Source organism: Acidovorax soli (assembly GCF_900107605.1).
In the GTDB taxonomy this organism is placed as follows: domain Bacteria; phylum Pseudomonadota; class Gammaproteobacteria; order Burkholderiales; family Burkholderiaceae_C; genus Acidovorax; species Acidovorax soli.
The window spans coordinates 36,266-51,964 of record NZ_FNQJ01000025.1; the positions used below are offsets into that span (position 1 = coordinate 36,266).

Genomic DNA, 15,699 nt, shown 5'->3' on the forward strand with positions numbered 1-15,699 from the left:
CTTCACCAGGCAACCCGAACCAAGCCAAGCTGTTCAGGATCGCCACCATGGACTGCAGTGCCGAAGAGGCTGAGATACGGCGGGCTTTGGAGCCTGTGCAGGGTATCCGTTCACTGGGCTTCCAGCTCAGCGCGCGCACTCTGAAGATCGATGCGGAGGATCACGCCTTGCCCCTGGCGCTCGATGCAATCCGCAAGGCAGGCTTCGATCCACGGCCGGTCGCTACCGCAGCACCATCCCAAGGCAGCCAAGGACGGTTGTTTCGCATAGCGACCATGGATTGCAGTGCGGAGGAGGCTGAGATTCGCCGTGCTCTGGAACCTCTGGGTGGAATTCGTTCTCTGGGTTTTCAGCTGGGCGCGCGGACGCTGAAGATCGAGGCCGATGAAGGCACCTACCGATTGGCACTCGACGCCATCCGCAATGCGGGTTTCGATCCGCAACCAGTGGCAGACGCGGGCGAAGCCAAGGGGGGACACGTGGTTGGATCCACCGAAGGCGACGACCATGGACATGGTTTTGCAGGCGGCATCTCACGTTTGGTTGCCGCACTCGTGTTCGCCACGGGGGCTGAGGTTCTCGCGTTCTTCGCCCCTGACCAGATGACCTGGAAAGTGGCCGGCATGGCGATTGCCGCGCTGGCCATCTGGCTGGCCGGTATCGACACCTACAAAAAAGGCATTGCGGCACTGCTGCGCGGCAAGTTGAACATCAATGCTCTGATGTCGGTGGCCGTCACTGGCGCGTTTCTCATTGGGCAATGGCCTGAGGCCGCGATGGTGATGGCCCTGTACGCGATTGCCGAACTCATCGAAGCCAAGGCGGTGGACCGGGCCCGTAACGCTATCAAGGGCTTGCTGGAACTGGCACCCGAAGAGGCTTTGGTGCTGGACACCAACGGCGCATGGGTCGTTACACCAGTGGCTTCGGTGGCCATTGGAGCGACCGTGCGCATCAAGCCGGGCGAACGCGTGCCGCTGGACGGCAAGGTGACCAAGGGCAATGGCGCCATCAACCAGGCCCCCGTGACTGGCGAGAGCATCCCCGTGGACAAGGCACCTGGCGACCAAGTGTTCGCCGGTACGATCAACGAGACCGGTGAACTGGAGTTCGAGGTTACGGCCTTGTCGAGCAATACCACCTTGGCCAGAATCATCCAAGCCGTCGAACAAGCGCAAGGAACGCGCGCTCCGACGCAGCGCTTTGTGGACCGGTTCGCAGCCATCTACACCCCGGCAGTCTTTGCCATTGCCGTGGCGGTGGCGGTGCTCACTCCTTTCCTGATGGACCTTACCTGGCTGGAGGCACTCTATAAGGCCCTGGTTCTGCTGGTTATCGCCTGCCCGTGCGCTCTGGTCATTTCCACGCCAGTCACGGTGGTCAGCGGATTGGCCGCGGGAGCGCGCCGTGGGATCTTGATCAAGGGCGGAACCTATTTGGAAGATGCCCGGCTTCTGAAGGCGGTGGCGCTGGACAAGACCGGCACCATCACCGAAGGCAAACCCAAGCTGGTGAAGTGGCAGGTGTGGGGTGCCGGTAACGAGGTAGCAGTCCAGCAAATGGCTGCCAGCCTGGCGGCTCGCTCCGATCACCCGGTTTCAAAGGCGATCGTCCAGGGCTTGGACGTAAAGGGCCCAGAAGCGGAAAGCTTCAAGGCCTTGCCTGGGCGCGGTGTCGAAGGCATGGTCAATGGTGTGCGCTTGATGCTGGGCAATCACCGTCTGATCCATGAGCAAGGACTGTGTGGTCCGGAGCTGGAGGCGGAGCTGGTCATCCACGAAAAGCAAGGCCGCACGGTAACCCTCCTGGCTGACGATTCGGGCGTCCTGGCGCTGTTCGCGGTAGCGGACACCATCCGTGAGACATCGAAACAGGCCATCGTCGATCTCAAGGCACTGGGTGTGACCTCGGTGATGCTGACCGGCGACAACACGGCCACCGCAAAAGCCATCGCTGCCCAGGCCGGCATTGATGATGCCCGTGGCGATCTGCTGCCCGAAGCCAAACTCGACGCCATCAAGGAAATGCAAAAGCGCTATGGCGCTACCGGAATGACCGGCGATGGCATCAATGATGCGCCGGCGCTGGCGCAGGCCGACATCGGTTTTGCCATGGGTGCAGCGGGAACCGACACGGCCATGGAAGCGGCCGATGTGGTCATCATGAACGATGACCTGCAGCGCGTCGCCGAGACAGTGCGTCTATCCAAGCGCACCCACGCCATTCTCTGGCAGAACATCACCCTGGCCCTGGGCATCAAGAGCGTCTTCCTGGTGATGGCGGTCGTTGGCACCGCGACCATGTGGATGGCGGTCTTCGCTGACATGGGAGCGAGCTTGCTGGTAGTGGCCAACGGCCTGCGCCTGCTCCGAGGGGCACGAGGGGCGCCAGACCAGAAGGCGGGGAGCGAAAACTAGCTGAGCATGCACACTCCCACTAGAGCTAGTGTCGGCGCCATGAGGCGCGTTAGGGTTGCAGCCTGCTGGAGCAGGCTTTAAAAGAATCAGGTTGGCGCGGGGCGCAACGCCTGAAGCAGGTTCTTGACCGTGGACGCACAAACCGTTGAGAACACGGAAACAGCGGCCTTGAATGGCTATAACGCAGGCAAAAGGTTTCTGGCATCCAGCGCCACATTGCAGTGGACACCCATGGACTGCCGGCGACCGGAACATTGCGCTGAACACTCTCGCTCGGCTGGCGCATGTCATGCCCAGGCGCGCGCGCGGAAGTCCCCAGTCGTAGACACCCCAGAAGATCGCCATGTGGAGTTGTGGAAATCAGGCAGCTATTTTCAATATTTCAACAATCATTGTATTATTGAGCAATGAATGAATCAGATGTAGTGCGCTCGCTCGCAGCCCTTGCGCAAGAGGTGCGCCTCCGTGTCTTCCGCGCACTCGTCGTTGCAGGCAAGGATGGTCTCACCCCTGGCGCAATCTCCGAGCAGTTGGGGGTCGCCTCCAACACCCTGTCGTTTCACCTCAAAGAGTTGACCCATGCTGGCCTGGTGAGCCAAGAGCGCCACGGGCGCAACTTGGTGTACCGCGCCTCGTACCAGACCATGAACGATCTGCTGGCATATCTGACAGAAAACTGTTGCCAGGGTGCGCCATGCCTCACTGAAGAGGCAGTCTCCTGCAACTGCTGAGTGGTTCGCCATAGGCGATCCATGCCCCAAGCGCCTGTGCGCTCAGCCCAGATTCACCCATCTCACCACCATTGACCCTGGAGTTCACCATGAGCGCAACCCCACAACCCTTGAACGTTCTCTTTCTCTGCACGCACAACTCGGCGCGCAGCATCCTGGCCGAAGCACTGCTCAATGACATGGGTGGCGGTCGGTTCAAGGCCTACTCCGCAGGGAGCAGCCCACGCGACAACCAGCAACCCAACCCCCTGGGTCTGCAGGTGCTGCAAAAAGCAGGCATTTCCACCGAAGGCCTGCGCAGCAAGAACTGGGATGAGTTTGCCACGCCCGACGCGCCCCAGATGGACCTGATCATCACGGTGTGCGACAACGCGGCGGGCGAGGTCTGCCCCATCTGGCCAGGCCACCCCGCCACAGCGCACTGGGGCTATGCAGACCCCAGCGAGGGCGACGGCACGGACGAGCAGAAGCTTGAAGCCTTCCGCCAGACGCTGCACGCCATGAAGCGTCGGCTCGAACTGCTGGTGAGCCTTCCCGAAGACAAGCTGGCCAAGGCGGTGCTTCAGACCACCGCTCGCCAACTGGTCACAAACTGAGAAACGCGATGCAGAAATCCAGCATGAGCGTGTTCGAGCGCTACCTCACCGTTTGGGTGGTGCTGTGCATCGTGGTGGGGATCGGGTTGGGCCAGGTGTTTCCTGGCGCAGCACGCGCGATTGGTGCGTGGGAAGTCGCCCGCGTGAACATTCCGGTGGGCCTGCTCATCTGGGTGATGATCATTCCGATGCTGCTCAAGGTGGATTTTGCCGCCCTGGGCGAAGTGGGCAACCACATGCGCGGCATCGGGGTCACCTTGTTCGTGAACTGGCTGGTCAAGCCGTTCTCCATGGCTTTTTTGGGCTGGCTGTTCATACGTCAGTGGTTTGCCCCGTACCTGCCAGCTGACCAGATCGACAGCTACATCGCTGGCCTGATCCTGCTAGCCGCCGCTCCGTGCACCGCCATGGTGTTCGTGTGGAGCCGTCTCACGGGGGGCGACCCGCTGTTCACGCTGTCCCAGGTCGCGCTGAACGACAGCATCATGATCGTCGCGTTCGCGCCGCTCGTGGCTTTCCTGCTGGGCCTGTCGGCAATCACGGTGCCGTGGGACACGTTGCTCACCTCTGTCGTCCTGTACATCCTGATTCCCGTTGTGCTGGCCCAATGGTTGCGCCGGGCACTGCTGGCCCGAGGTCAAGCCGTGTTCGACGCTGCGCTGCATCGCATTGGTCCCTGGTCCATTGCTGCGCTACTGCTCACTCTGGTGCTGCTGTTCGCGTTCCAGGGCGAGGCCATCCTGCAGCAACCCTTGGTCATCGCATTGCTGGCCGTACCCATCCTGATCCAGGTGTTCTTCAACTCGGCACTGGCGTATTGGCTCAATCGCGCAGCGGGAGAAAAGCATGCGATTGCCTGCCCGTCAGCATTGATCGGTGCTTCCAACTTCTTCGAGCTGGCGGTGGCGACAGCCATCAGCCTGTTCGGTTTTCATTCGGGTGCAGCCCTGGCCACGGTGGTGGGCGTGCTCATCGAGGTGCCGGTCATGCTGCTGGTGGTCAAAGTCGTGAACTCTTCAAAGGACTGGTATGAATCCGGATCTTCCCAACGTTGATGCCACGCTCTTCGAGCAGGCCGATCTTCAGCGACTGGTGCCCGCACAGCGTTCTACCCATGCACCCCGCATCCTGCTGCTCTACGGCTCTGTGAGAGAGCGCTCCTATAGCCGATTGCTGACCGAAGAGGCCGCGCGACTGCTGCGCGCCCTCGGTGCTGAAACCCGCATCTACGACCCGCGCGGTCTACCGCTGCCGGACTCAGAACCCGACAGCCATCCGAAGGTGGTGGAGTTGCGAGAGCTGGCCCAATGGGCTGAGGGCATGGTCTGGACCTCACCGGAGCGCCATGGCGCGATGACCGGCATCCTGAAGATGCAGATTGACTGGATACCTCTGTCCGTGGGGGCCGTGCGTCCCACCCAGGGCAAGACGCTGGCGGTGATGGAAGTCTCGGGTGGCTCGCAGTCGTTCAATGCCGTCAATCAGATGCGGGTACTGGGTCGGTGGATGCGCATGATCACCATCCCCAACCAGTCGTCGGTCGCAAAAGCCTTTCTGGAGTTCGACGAAAGTGGCCGCATGAAGCCATCAAGCTACTACGAGCGTGTGATTGATGTGATGGAAGAGCTGGTGAAGTTCACGCTGCTGACCCGCGATAGTGCAGACTATCTGGTGGATCGGTATAGCGAGCGACGCGAGAGTGCCGAGGCGCTGTCAAAGCGGGTGAATCAGCGCAGCATTTGATTGGCAGTGTTCAATTCAATGCATCGGTGTCTCTGAAACGCAAGAGGCGCAAGGCGTTGAGCACCACCAAAACCGTAGCTCCCTCGTGAATCAGCACCGCTAAGCCCATACTCGCCAGCCCAAGCAGCGTGGCAGGGATGAGTAGCGCCACGACTCCAAATGCAGCCCAGAGATTTTGCTGGATGATGGCGTGTGAGGCGCGACTCAGGGAGATGGCAAACGGTAGCCTCGATAGATCATCTCCCATCAGGGCCACATCTGCCGTTTCCAGGGCTACATCGGTGCCTGCGCCGCCCATGGCGATGCCGACTGTGGCGCGGGCCATCGCAGGTGCGTCGTTCACGCCATCCCCGACCATGGCCACTTGGCGGTGGTCACGCATCAACTCATCGATGACCTTGAGTTTGTCCTCGGGGAGCAGCCCTGCGCGCACATCGGTGATACCGACAGATGCTGCAACAGCCTTGGCGACCGGCTCGTTGTCGCCTGTCAACATGACAGTCTCGCGGATGCCCAAGGACGCCAACTTTACAAACACTTCGTGCATTCCGGCACGCGTGGTGTCCGCCAAGGCGAGCACACCCACAAAAGTGCCCTCACGTCGCACCAGCATGGTGGTCTTGCCAATTTCCTCCAGGTCGAGCACTTGCTGGCGAACGGAATCGGGCACCCCTTCGGCTTCAAACAATCGCAGGTTGCCGATGCTCACACGCACACCCGATACCACCGCGTGCATGCCTTTTCCGGTCACGGATTGCACATCGGTGGCTTCGGGCCATGCGACTTGACGAGAGCGTGCAGCCTGAACCACAGCCTGAGCCAATGGATGCCCGCTTCGGCTCTCGACGCTCGCGGCCAAGGTCAGCAAATCAGCTTCGCTACCGTGGAGCGCGATCACATCGGTGACGCTGGGTTTGCCCGTCGTGATCGTTCCCGTCTTGTCAAACGCCATGACCGACAAGGTGCGCAGGTTTTCAAGGTGCATGCCGCCCTTGATGAGTACACCGCCCCGTGCGGCACGGGCCACGCCAGCCAGCACGGCCGAAGGCGTGGCGATGGCCAGGGCACACGGCGAGGCGGCCACCAGCACGGCCATGGCCCGGTAGAACGATTCGGCAAAGGGCATGCCTAGCAAGGGTGGAATCACGATCAGCGCCGCCACGCCCAGCAGGACCAACGGCACAAAGACCTTCTCGAACCGAGAGACGAAGCGCTGGGTCGGAGACTTCTCGGTTTGCGCTTCGGCCACCATGTGCACCATGCGCGCCAGTGAGCTGTCCTTGGCCAGCTTGGTCACCTGGACGCGCAGCAAACCCTCACCGTTCACCGTCCCGGCAAACACCAGGGAATCGACCATCTTGTCCACTGGCATCGACTCGCCGGTGATGGCCGACTGGTTGACCGCCGAGATGCCTTCCAGCACTTTACCGTCTGCCGCGATGCGCTGGCCAGGTTTGACCAGCACCTGATCGCCGCGCTGCAGGTCTTCTACGGGCAGTTCCCGCTCTGCGCCGTCACGCAAAACCAGGGCCGTTTTGGGCGCCAGGTTGGCCAGCGCCTCCATGGCATGGCGTGCGCGGTCCATCGCCAAGTGTTCAAGGGCATGGCCCAGGCTGAACAGCACCAGCAGTAGCGCACCTTCCGCCCATTGACCCAGCGCCGCAGCCCCCATGGCCGCAACGATCATCAGCACGTCAATGTCCAGGACCCGCTCTCGGATGCTTTGCCAAGCGTCGCGCATGGCGTAGTAGCCGCCAATCACCATCGATGCGCCCATCAACCCAACTGACAAGAGTGAGGCGCCCGCACCTTGCCGCATGCTCACCAGCCATCCGGCCAGCAGCAGTGCGCCAGCGAGAGCGCTCACGATCAGTTCCCGGTATTGCTCCAACCAGGTTTCTTCGTGCTCAGGCTCCCGAACGCTGTACCCTAGTGCTTGAAGACGCTGCACGATAGCTTGTCGAGACACACGCTGGGAGTCGTACTCAAGACGCATCCTCTCGGCCGCATAGCTCACAGCAGCCTCTTCCACGCCTTCAAGACGCTGCAATGCGTGCTCAATCACGGTTGCGCAGGTGGCACAGTCCATACCATCAATGCGCATCAACTCATGTTGGTACCTTGCGCTGAGCTGGGCACCGGCTGCCTGGGCCATTTCTCGCACTTGAGGAGGGCTGATGGTCGTCGGTTCGTAGTGAAGGCACAGCAGGGATTTGCCATCTTGCTGGGTCACATGCACCTTCTCCAGCCCTTGAGCCTGCAGCACGTCGATCAGTCGCCGGATGCAAGCATCCCGTTCGTCCGGCACACCCGGTAGGACGATGGCCAACTGCAGAGAGATTTTTTCGGTCATCCGGGGTCTAGTAAAGGCTCAACCCTCTTACAAAGGCTGAGCTGTCGGCAAATCGGACACGTGGCGCAAACGCCCCTGTTGCGGGTCTGGCTGCGGCCCACCCACGCTGGGGTCAATCAGAGCCACCATCTCCATGCCCAGTTCAACCCAGGTCTCGCCCCACGCTTGCAATGCAGCGTCGCGTCGGCTTGCTTCCGCCTGACAGGCCCATGCCGCAATGTCCTTGGCGTATCCCATGCACATGATCTTGCTCCATTGAGTGTGGTCTCAAAGGAGAAGACGCAGACCATATCAAAAAGATGCGGCATCGCCGTCAAAGCATTTCAAGCGCCAATGCGATGCCTTGGCCACCGCCGATGCACAAGGTCACCAAGCCGCGCTTGAGGCCGTCCCGCTTCATCGAATGCAACAGCCGGGTGGTAAGCACCGCACCGCTGGCACCAATCGGGTGGCCGTGAGCGATGGCGCCCCCTTCAACGTTGACGATGTCCTCAGGCAGGCCCAGCTCGCGCAGGCAGGCCAGGGCGATGGCGGCAAAGGCCTCGTTGATTTCGACACGCTGGACGTCCGCAACCGACCACTTGGCGCGGCTCAGGGCTTGAAGTACGGCAGGCACGGGTCCCAGGCCGAACATGCCGGGCTCCACCGCTCCCACGCCGTAACTCACCAGGCGCGCCATGGGCTTCAAGCCATGGCGTTCGGCCCAGTTCCTCTCGGTCACGATCATGGCCGCAGCCCCGGTATTGAGGCCCGGCGCATTGCCCGCCGTGATGGTGCCTTCCTTGCGGAAAGCGGGCTTTAGCTTGGCCAGGGATTCGGCCGTGGTCTCGGGACGGTTGTGTTCGTCACGGGCAAACAGCGTAGGGCCCTTTCGGCCAGGTACCTCAACGGTCACGATCTCGGCGTCGAACTTGCCATCGGCCTGCGCTGCGGAGAACAGCTGCTGAGAGCGCAAGGCCCAACGGTCTTGGTCTTCTCGACTGATCTTCTTGAGCGCCACCAGGTCTTCAGTGTGCCAGCCGGAATGTTTGCCGCTGAAGGCATCATTCAGGCCGTCGTACAACATGCTGTCGAACAGTGTGGCGTCACCCATGCGCGCGCCCCAACGGCCTTGCGGCAGCAGGTAGGGGGAACGGTCCATGTTTTCCATACCGCCTGCCATGGCGACCTGGGTCATGCCGGACCAAATCTCCAGTGCCGCACTGGCAATGGCCTGGGCACCGGAACCACAGACCCGGTTCACGGTCATCGCAGGCACCTCAACGGGCAGACCGGCACCGATGCCCGCTTGTCGAGCGGGGTTCATTTTCACTCCCGCCTGGATGACATTACCCATGATGAGCGATTCAATCTTGTCGACCTGCAGGCCAGCGCGTTTGAGGCTCTCCCGGATAACGACTGCGCCCAAATCTGGTGCTGCCGCATCCTTGAGGGCCCCACCATAGGTACCGATGGCGGTTCGGACGGGATCGCAAATCACAACTTCAGCTTGGCTCATGTTCACTCTTTGAGTAGTCAAACACCAAAAGAATCCATGTGGATGCGGGCACTATCGACGCGCGCAGTCTCCAATACACGGGCAATCTCTCGCAACATCACGGGTGGGCCTGCGGTATAGACATCTCGCTCTCCGAGTAAGTCGGGGTTCTGCATCAACGCATCGACTGCCGTACCGGCAACACGGTGAAGGAGTCCATCAGCAGCCACCTGTCCCGCCCAGCCCTCTGCGCTTGCCAGGTAGACCTTGAGCGCTGGCGCCCGTGCCATCAAGGCGAGCAGATCATCCAGGGCATAAAACGCCTCAGGGCTTCGCATGCCCCACACCAACACCATGTCACGCTGCGGGGTAAATCGAGACTGCTGCTCCAGCAAGGCAAGAACGGGCGCTAGACCCGTTCCCCCAGCCATGAACAGCAAGGGCGTGTCTGACTTGGAGCGCATGGTGAAGCCTCCCAGCGGGCCCCTGGCCTGTACCGTGTCACCCACCTTCATCGCTTCGAACGCCCACTGGGTGAATCGCCCCCCCTCGACGCGACGTATGTGCAAGGTGATGCTCCCGTCACCATGAGGTGCGTTGGCAATTGAATAGGACCGCGACAGGTGTGAGGACTCAGGTTGCCACAACTCGATGTACTGCCCCGGCGTGAATTCGCAGAAGCATTCGCCCGCCTGCGCCGGTTTGAATTGAACCCGCAGCACGTCTGTGCCGAGATGCTCTATCTGCGCGACGGCCAAGGTGATGATGCGATCAGGATGAGGGAGGGATTCGGTCGCCATCAAGATGTCGTGGCGCGCCAGCAAATCGTCTTCCACTGCGTGACGAACCTGCCCCAGCCCTTCCAAGGCCAGCACCGTGTCGATGGATGGGAAAGCGATGGCGTGCGCGGGGCAGGTGTTGGCGCACGTGGTGCAGCCCACCATGCAGTTCATGGGATCGACGACAACGGGCTTCTTACGGTCGAATTCAAAGCGGTAGACCAGGCGACTGCAACCCGTGACGCATGTGCCGCAACCGATGCATGCGTCCTCAATGATGCTGGGGTTCCAGTGGATCTGGTCGCGTGGCACACCGTGCCAGGGCTTGGTGAATTGAGGATTGGGCATGCCTGTGTCTCGGTGAAGAAAAGAATGAAACCCGGCAGCTATCAGGCAACAGGGATCACAAATGGTTCTTGATGAAAATCAAGCTCAGTGAATTACCCCTTCGGATTGAAACCAAGGAGCCAGGCCTCAATTTCCTCTGTCGGGAGTAGACCGTTCAACACCACAGAGCCCTGATGGATCAGAACTGGCGTTTCTTCATATGCATGCGCTGCACAGCCTCGCCATAACCAACCACTGTGAGCTCTAGCGGGGGCGTCGGCACAGGCTGTTGCACGCCCGATTTGAGCACCTTGCCCATCGAAACAGCGACCAGTTCACCTTCAGAGAAAGCTTTCCAAGGTTCAGCGTTCAAGGCGACGCTTGCGATGAGCACGAGGTCCTGAAACCCTGGTTTTACCGATATGCCTTCGGCATGCAACGCCTTGTCGCTATCCCCGCATCGGCGCTCAAGTAACCAAAGTCCAGGCGATCGCGTGCGCCCGTCCGCTGCCTGCAACCGACGATCACCATGGGCAAACAGAACATCACTGTCCGTATAGAAAAAATTGGCGGGTCCCAGTTGACGCAGTTCGCTCGAAAATTTCGAAATCACGCTCAGCCGCGCATCCAGCGTGGGCACTTCTGTGGTCGCCCATAGTTCTTGGATACGGTCCAGCAAAATGCAAAATGCATGTTCGGAATCTGTATCGCCAATGGACCGGAAACGGCCCTCAGCGAAGCGCGGATGACTTTTAATGCCGGGCAAGTTGCCGTTGTGTACGAATGTGTGCATTCGCCCTGCCATCTCCCGCACAAACGGCTGAGTGTTGGCCAGTGCCACCTCACCCATCGTCGCGTGACGAATGTGCGAGATAGCCAGTGTCGTGCTGGGCCCCTGGTTTTGTAAAAAACTCACCAAGGCACTGCCACTGGCAGCTTCAGGCTCTCGAAAAAGCGCCACATCGCGCCCTGCGTAGAACGCTGCACCCCACCCATCCCGACTGCCATGCACCGAGTGCTCGGTCAAGGCCTGAAGTGAAAACGTCAGGTGGCTCGGTCGCGAACTGGACATGGCCAGGAGTTCACACATGGCTTTCTCCTAAGGCACGATGACGGCAGGTGCAAACCCACCACCGTTGGTGCGGAAGTTGGTGGTCTGGCCGATGTACATGCGTGCGGCCAACAGTTGCACATGCCCCGCGTATGTGTAGGCTCGGATGTCGAATTTGAGGTCGGTATGCACGCCGTCCACCTCAATCAGGCGCTCGCCGGGTGGCACCATTGCCTGTGCCACGAAACCGCCGGCAATGATGTCCTGCCAGACCCGGCGGGTCAGCTTGTCGCCTCGGTAGACGGCTTTGCCACCATAGCCGGATTCGGGCTTGAAGAACCACTGGCGACGTTGCGCCCAGAGTTCCTCAGCTCGCTCAGGCGTAACCTGTACGGTTTGGGGCACCACCGCAGCCAGCAGCGCTTGATCGGCCTCGCTCACACCCCAGGATGACAGCAGCGTGGCATCGCTGAGGGCCACCAAGTTGCGCTTCTCGGCGTGCAGGGCGTGTGCACGCGGGTGCGGGCTCATCACCACGACCCCGGCTTCATAGGCGCTTTTCAGGGCGCTGTGGGCAGGGTCTGTCAGGTAGAAGTCCGTAAGTCGGTTGTAGACCATGTCGATCACTTCGCCACCAGAAGACAACTGGCCGCCGCTCCATTCAAGGGCTTCGGGCGCCAATATTTGGGCATCTACGCCACGTTGTTTCAGCATGTGGCGGCACAGTTCGAACTCAGGCGCCAGGTACTGAGCGGCGGGATCGTCATCCACGATGGCCACCGAGCCCATGGGTGTGTCGCCCCGCTGGCGGCGCCATTCTCGGGTGAACATCTCAAAGAGTTCGTCTTCCAGACCAGCCGGCGTGGGGTCAGGCTTGAACGCCCAATTCATGGCTTCGCAGCAAGACTGCTGGGCGCGGGCCAGCGCCGCATTGAGCAAGGCGCCACCGGCATTGGTATTGACCTCGATGAGCCGGGGCCCTTGTGCACCCAGGTGGAAGTCATAGCCCATGAACATGCCCAGGGGACCGAACTCATGCTGGGCGATGGCCGGTGCGCGCGCCAGCGCCTGGGTCTGGTAAGCCGGTAGCGCCATGACGCGCTCCAGCGCTTGCACGGCCAACCGCATCTTCTCGACAACGGGCTGAGCCAGAAAAACCACCGTAGAGGAAAACAGATGCGGGCGTGTGCGCGCGATGTCTTGCGCCATGCCAGCCAAACTGTCGTCTTTCTCCAGTTGACGCTGCAACTTCTCGGCGCTCAGCGTGCGGCAATAGCAGCCCTGGTTGAGCGCTTCGGCGGTGGTCAGGGGCAGCGCAACAGTGTTCATCAATCGAAGCTCATGTCGTGGCCTGGTCTTTGCGCCGCAACACCCCCGACAGATCTGTGCCTGGAGCCACAGTGTTGAATACCGTTCCGTACTTTTTGACGTTTTCGTGCAGCAAGGCCAGCCTGCGATCAGGTTCGTCTGTATCGACCACGATCTCATAGGTGATCGATTCGATGCGTGGGGGCACGTCTTGACGCACACCGTGCACACGAACCTCAACGCCCCGCAATTCAAACTTTAGGATCGGCAAAACACGTTCAATGCCCTTGATCATGCATGCCGATAATGCTGCCAGTAGCAACTCCGCAGGGTTAAAAGCCTGTGGGTTACCCGCCAAATCGGTGTCCAGGGTGATCGTGGCTTGCTTGCACTGCGCCTGACTGGCATGCGCGCTCAGTCGCGCAGACAGCACGTCAAACGTGAGCTTGGCGGCTTCGGGGGCGCTCATGCGAACCACTGCTGAATCTTGTCTCGGCTGGGCACTCCACCGGAATGCACCACCTTGCCATCGATGACCACGCCCGGAGTGGACATCACGCCGTAGCCGATGATGGCCTGCATGTCTTGCACCTTGTCCACCTTGATTTCGACGCCCTTGTCCTGCGCAACTTGTTCGATGAGTGCAATGGTGGTCTTACAGTTAGCGCAGCCCGAGCCCAGAACCTTGATGTCTTTCATGATTGTTCCCTTGTGAATGAGAGGTTTACAGAACCAGATTGAACACATAGCCCACCAGCAAAATGCCCAGGGCAACGACGCCAGCAAAGGTGGCAATCAAGCGAGGTTTCAGCGCCTTGCGCAAGATGATCATTTCCGGGGCGGACAAGGCGATCACGCTCATCATGAAAGCCAGCACTGTTCCTAGCGCGGCACCCTTGCCGATCAGTGCTTCCACGATGGGGATGACGCCTGCTGCGTTTGTATACATGGGCACGCCCAGCAAGACCGCCACGGGTACTGACCACCAAGCATCACGTCCCATGATCGATGCCATGAAGTCCTCAGGAACATAGCCATGAATGCCAGCTCCCAGCGCAATGCCAACGATCACGTAAGGCCAGACCTTGCCCACGATCTCACGCACGTGGCTCCAGCCCGCCTCGAAACGCTGCACCCAATTGAGGCCCTCATCCTGTACAGGCGCTGCATCCCCCCGCGCGATGGCCTGCACCCAGTCCTCCAGGTGCTTCTCCATACCCAGTCGGCCAATTACCAGCCCAGAAACGATGGCCACCAGCAGCCCCATGCCCAGGTAAAGGCCTGCCACTTTCCAACCGAACATGCCAAACAGGAGCGCCAATGCCACCTCGTTGACCATGGGAGCTGATATCAAAAACGAGAAGGTAATGCCCAACGGCACGCCCGCCGAGAGCAGGCCGATGAACAAGGGCACAGCGGAGCAAGAGCAAAAAGGTGTGACGATGCCCAGAAGGGCCGCCAGTACGTTGCCAACACCGGTTCGTTTACCCGCCAGCAGGGCGCGTGTGCGCTCTGGTGCAAAGAAGGTCTGCACGATGCCCATGACGAACACAATACCCGTCAGCAGAAGCAAGACCTTGGGTGTGTCGAAAAAGAAGAAGTGCAGCGCCTCGCCCAAGGCGCTCTGGCGCGTGAGACCGGTCAAACTCAGGACAGCATCGGCGAAATCCGTGAGATGTTGGTAAGCCCAGAACCAGACGGGGGCCGCCAACGCTAAGCCCGCTAGCCAACGAATCAGGGGCGCAGGCCGGGGTACGGGGGATGCAGTGGTGTTCATGGCAGCAGTGTGGTCTTCTAGGTCATCAGGTCAAGCCTGTCAGTCAAGAAGACGCACATGCTGTCAAAAAGATGCAGGCGTCAAATGGATGCTCATCAGATACGAGGCACAAAACAGCAGACTTGCCCTGAAGCATCGAGCTTCACTTGGCAGGATTGGGTCAACTGCAACCTCAGTCGCTTGCGGGCTCGCTGGATACGTGATTTGGCGCCAGGCAAACTCAAGCCCAGTTTCTTTGCGTAGGCTTCCTGACTCATGCCGTTGAGGTCGCACTCGGTGATGGCATCCCGGTCTTCTTCACTCAACTCGCCAAGGACACGCGGCAGGCAAGAGGCGAGACTGTCTACCGCAGGCACAGGGTCGTCTGGTACCGCTGGCAAGTCATCAGGCAGTTCCACCCACTCGCGGCGACGACGCATGTGGTCGGTCACGGTATTGCGCGCGACCTCGTACAGCCAAGCACGGGCGTTATCGATATCACAAAAGCCCTTTCCCTGGCGAAGAGCTTTCATGAAGACGTCTTGCAGCAGATCTTGCGCTGTCGCGTGATCTTCAACGTGTTGGATCAACCAGCCGCGCAATTGCCGCTCGTGAGCATGCCACGCGGCCATCAGGCAAGGTAGTTCATGCACGCCCGCCATGATTCACGTCGCAGTCTGGCTCACACCCTCACCCGTCGCTGCCTGGGCCTTGCGGCAGGTGCTCCATTTGGGGTGGAATTTGGTGACAAGTTTCATGTCTCACATTGTCTCTACTATGAGCAGTCATGGCTGTAGCTATCGCTACAAATTATCTGACTGCCTACGAGCGGGAGGCGGAGTGTCAGGCCTGGCTTTGGGCCAACGATGTGCCACATCGCAGATGGGTGGCGGTGGATGATCGATCGTGGCTCTATCGGCCGTTCTGCAAGTCGTTGTTTTTGGTCGATGGGCGAACGGGACTTACGCAGGCCACCGGTTCACAACTGACAGCTCGTCTTCAAACCACACTTTGAAAAGACTGCCAGGAGGGCAGACCACCTGACCTCAGAAAACACCAATCTAGGGGCGGTCTCAAATCTGAAGTGCAACACCGCTGGTTGATATTCAATGAATGGTAGCGGAGCTTTTCTCGGCGATAGCAGCCATGAATCGCTGGAAG

The 15,699-nt window shown here is 60.2% G+C and carries 16 protein-coding genes and 1 pseudogene; 7 read left to right on the forward strand and 10 right to left on the reverse strand.

Annotation, left to right across the window (positions count from 1 at the left end; genetic code table 11):
* Positions 1–222: 222 nt before the first annotated feature.
* Entirely contained in the window at positions 223–552 is a 330-nt protein-coding gene (locus BLW02_RS20445) for a TilS substrate C-terminal domain-containing protein (RefSeq protein WP_425285665.1), read from the reverse strand.
* Between the two features lie 2 nt (positions 553–554).
* On the opposite strand from BLW02_RS20445, the gene BLW02_RS14765 reads away from it, so the two are divergent.
* From BLW02_RS14765 to arsH, 6 genes and pseudogenes are all read left to right on the forward strand, one after another.
* Entirely contained in the window at positions 555–2,417 is a 1,863-nt protein-coding gene (locus tag BLW02_RS14765) for a heavy metal translocating P-type ATPase (RefSeq protein ID WP_425285666.1), read from the forward strand.
* Positions 2,418–2,470: 53 nt separating this feature from the next.
* Positions 2,471–2,659, forward strand: a pseudogene (locus tag BLW02_RS19740) (transposase); the annotation flags it as partial.
* Positions 2,660–2,824: 165 nt separating this feature from the next.
* Positions 2,825–3,148 carry an ArsR/SmtB family transcription factor gene (locus BLW02_RS14770; protein WP_092699774.1) on the forward strand — a complete coding sequence of 108 codons (324 nt, stop codon included), beginning with the start codon at positions 2,825–2,827 and terminating at the stop codon, positions 3,146–3,148.
* 89 nt (positions 3,149–3,237) lie between these two features.
* A complete protein-coding gene (locus BLW02_RS14775) occupies positions 3,238–3,744 on the forward strand; it encodes an arsenate reductase ArsC (protein ID WP_092699804.1) in 507 nt (168 codons plus the stop codon).
* 8 nt (positions 3,745–3,752) lie between these two features.
* Entirely contained in the window at positions 3,753–4,799 is a 1,047-nt protein-coding gene (arsB, locus tag BLW02_RS14780; protein WP_208859741.1) for an ACR3 family arsenite efflux transporter, read from the forward strand.
* The gene (arsH, locus tag BLW02_RS14785; protein WP_092699776.1) at positions 4,774–5,487 is read left to right on the forward strand and encodes an arsenical resistance protein ArsH; all 714 of its coding nucleotides are present in this window, start codon (positions 4,774–4,776) and stop codon (positions 5,485–5,487) included. The genes arsB and arsH overlap by 26 nt, the downstream gene beginning before the upstream one ends.
* Before the next feature lie 10 nt (positions 5,488–5,497).
* Here the strand turns inward: arsH and BLW02_RS14790 are convergent, their stop codons facing one another.
* The 9 genes from BLW02_RS14790 to sigZ form a co-directional block, all read right to left on the reverse strand.
* Entirely contained in the window at positions 5,498–7,840 is a 2,343-nt protein-coding gene (locus tag BLW02_RS14790) for a heavy metal translocating P-type ATPase (protein ID WP_092699778.1), read from the reverse strand.
* A gap of 313 nt (positions 7,841–8,153) precedes the next feature.
* Positions 8,154–9,338 carry a thiolase family protein gene (locus BLW02_RS14800; protein ID WP_092699782.1) on the reverse strand — a complete coding sequence of 395 codons (1,185 nt, stop codon included), beginning with the start codon at positions 9,336–9,338 and terminating at the stop codon, positions 8,154–8,156.
* 17 nt (positions 9,339–9,355) lie between these two features.
* Positions 9,356–10,444, reverse strand: coding sequence for an FAD-binding oxidoreductase (locus BLW02_RS14805; protein ID WP_092699784.1), 1,089 nt, complete (start codon positions 10,442–10,444; stop codon positions 9,356–9,358).
* Between the two features lie 178 nt (positions 10,445–10,622).
* A complete protein-coding gene (locus BLW02_RS14810) occupies positions 10,623–11,513 on the reverse strand; it encodes a class II glutamine amidotransferase (protein WP_092699786.1) in 891 nt (296 codons plus the stop codon).
* 9 nt (positions 11,514–11,522) lie between these two features.
* The gene (locus BLW02_RS14815) at positions 11,523–12,803 is read right to left on the reverse strand and encodes a hypothetical protein (RefSeq protein WP_244273712.1); all 1,281 of its coding nucleotides are present in this window, start codon (positions 12,801–12,803) and stop codon (positions 11,523–11,525) included.
* Between the two features lie 10 nt (positions 12,804–12,813).
* The gene (locus BLW02_RS14820; RefSeq protein ID WP_092699790.1) at positions 12,814–13,251 is read right to left on the reverse strand and encodes an OsmC family protein; all 438 of its coding nucleotides are present in this window, start codon (positions 13,249–13,251) and stop codon (positions 12,814–12,816) included.
* Complete coding sequence (locus BLW02_RS14825; RefSeq protein WP_092699792.1) at positions 13,248–13,481, reverse strand: thioredoxin family protein; 234 nt, start codon at positions 13,479–13,481, stop codon at positions 13,248–13,250. Before BLW02_RS14825 ends, BLW02_RS14820 begins: the two co-directional genes overlap by 4 nt.
* 25 nt (positions 13,482–13,506) lie before the next feature.
* Positions 13,507–14,559 carry a permease gene (locus BLW02_RS14830; RefSeq protein ID WP_092699794.1) on the reverse strand — a complete coding sequence of 351 codons (1,053 nt, stop codon included), beginning with the start codon at positions 14,557–14,559 and terminating at the stop codon, positions 13,507–13,509.
* A gap of 95 nt (positions 14,560–14,654) precedes the next feature.
* Complete coding sequence (gene sigZ / locus BLW02_RS14835; protein WP_092699796.1) at positions 14,655–15,170, reverse strand: RNA polymerase sigma factor SigZ; 516 nt, start codon at positions 15,168–15,170, stop codon at positions 14,655–14,657.
* A gap of 155 nt (positions 15,171–15,325) precedes the next feature.
* Between sigZ and BLW02_RS14840 the strand changes: the two genes are divergently transcribed.
* The gene (locus tag BLW02_RS14840; protein ID WP_244273713.1) at positions 15,326–15,553 is read left to right on the forward strand and encodes an HAD domain-containing protein; all 228 of its coding nucleotides are present in this window, start codon (positions 15,326–15,328) and stop codon (positions 15,551–15,553) included.
* Positions 15,554–15,699 lie beyond the last annotated feature (146 nt).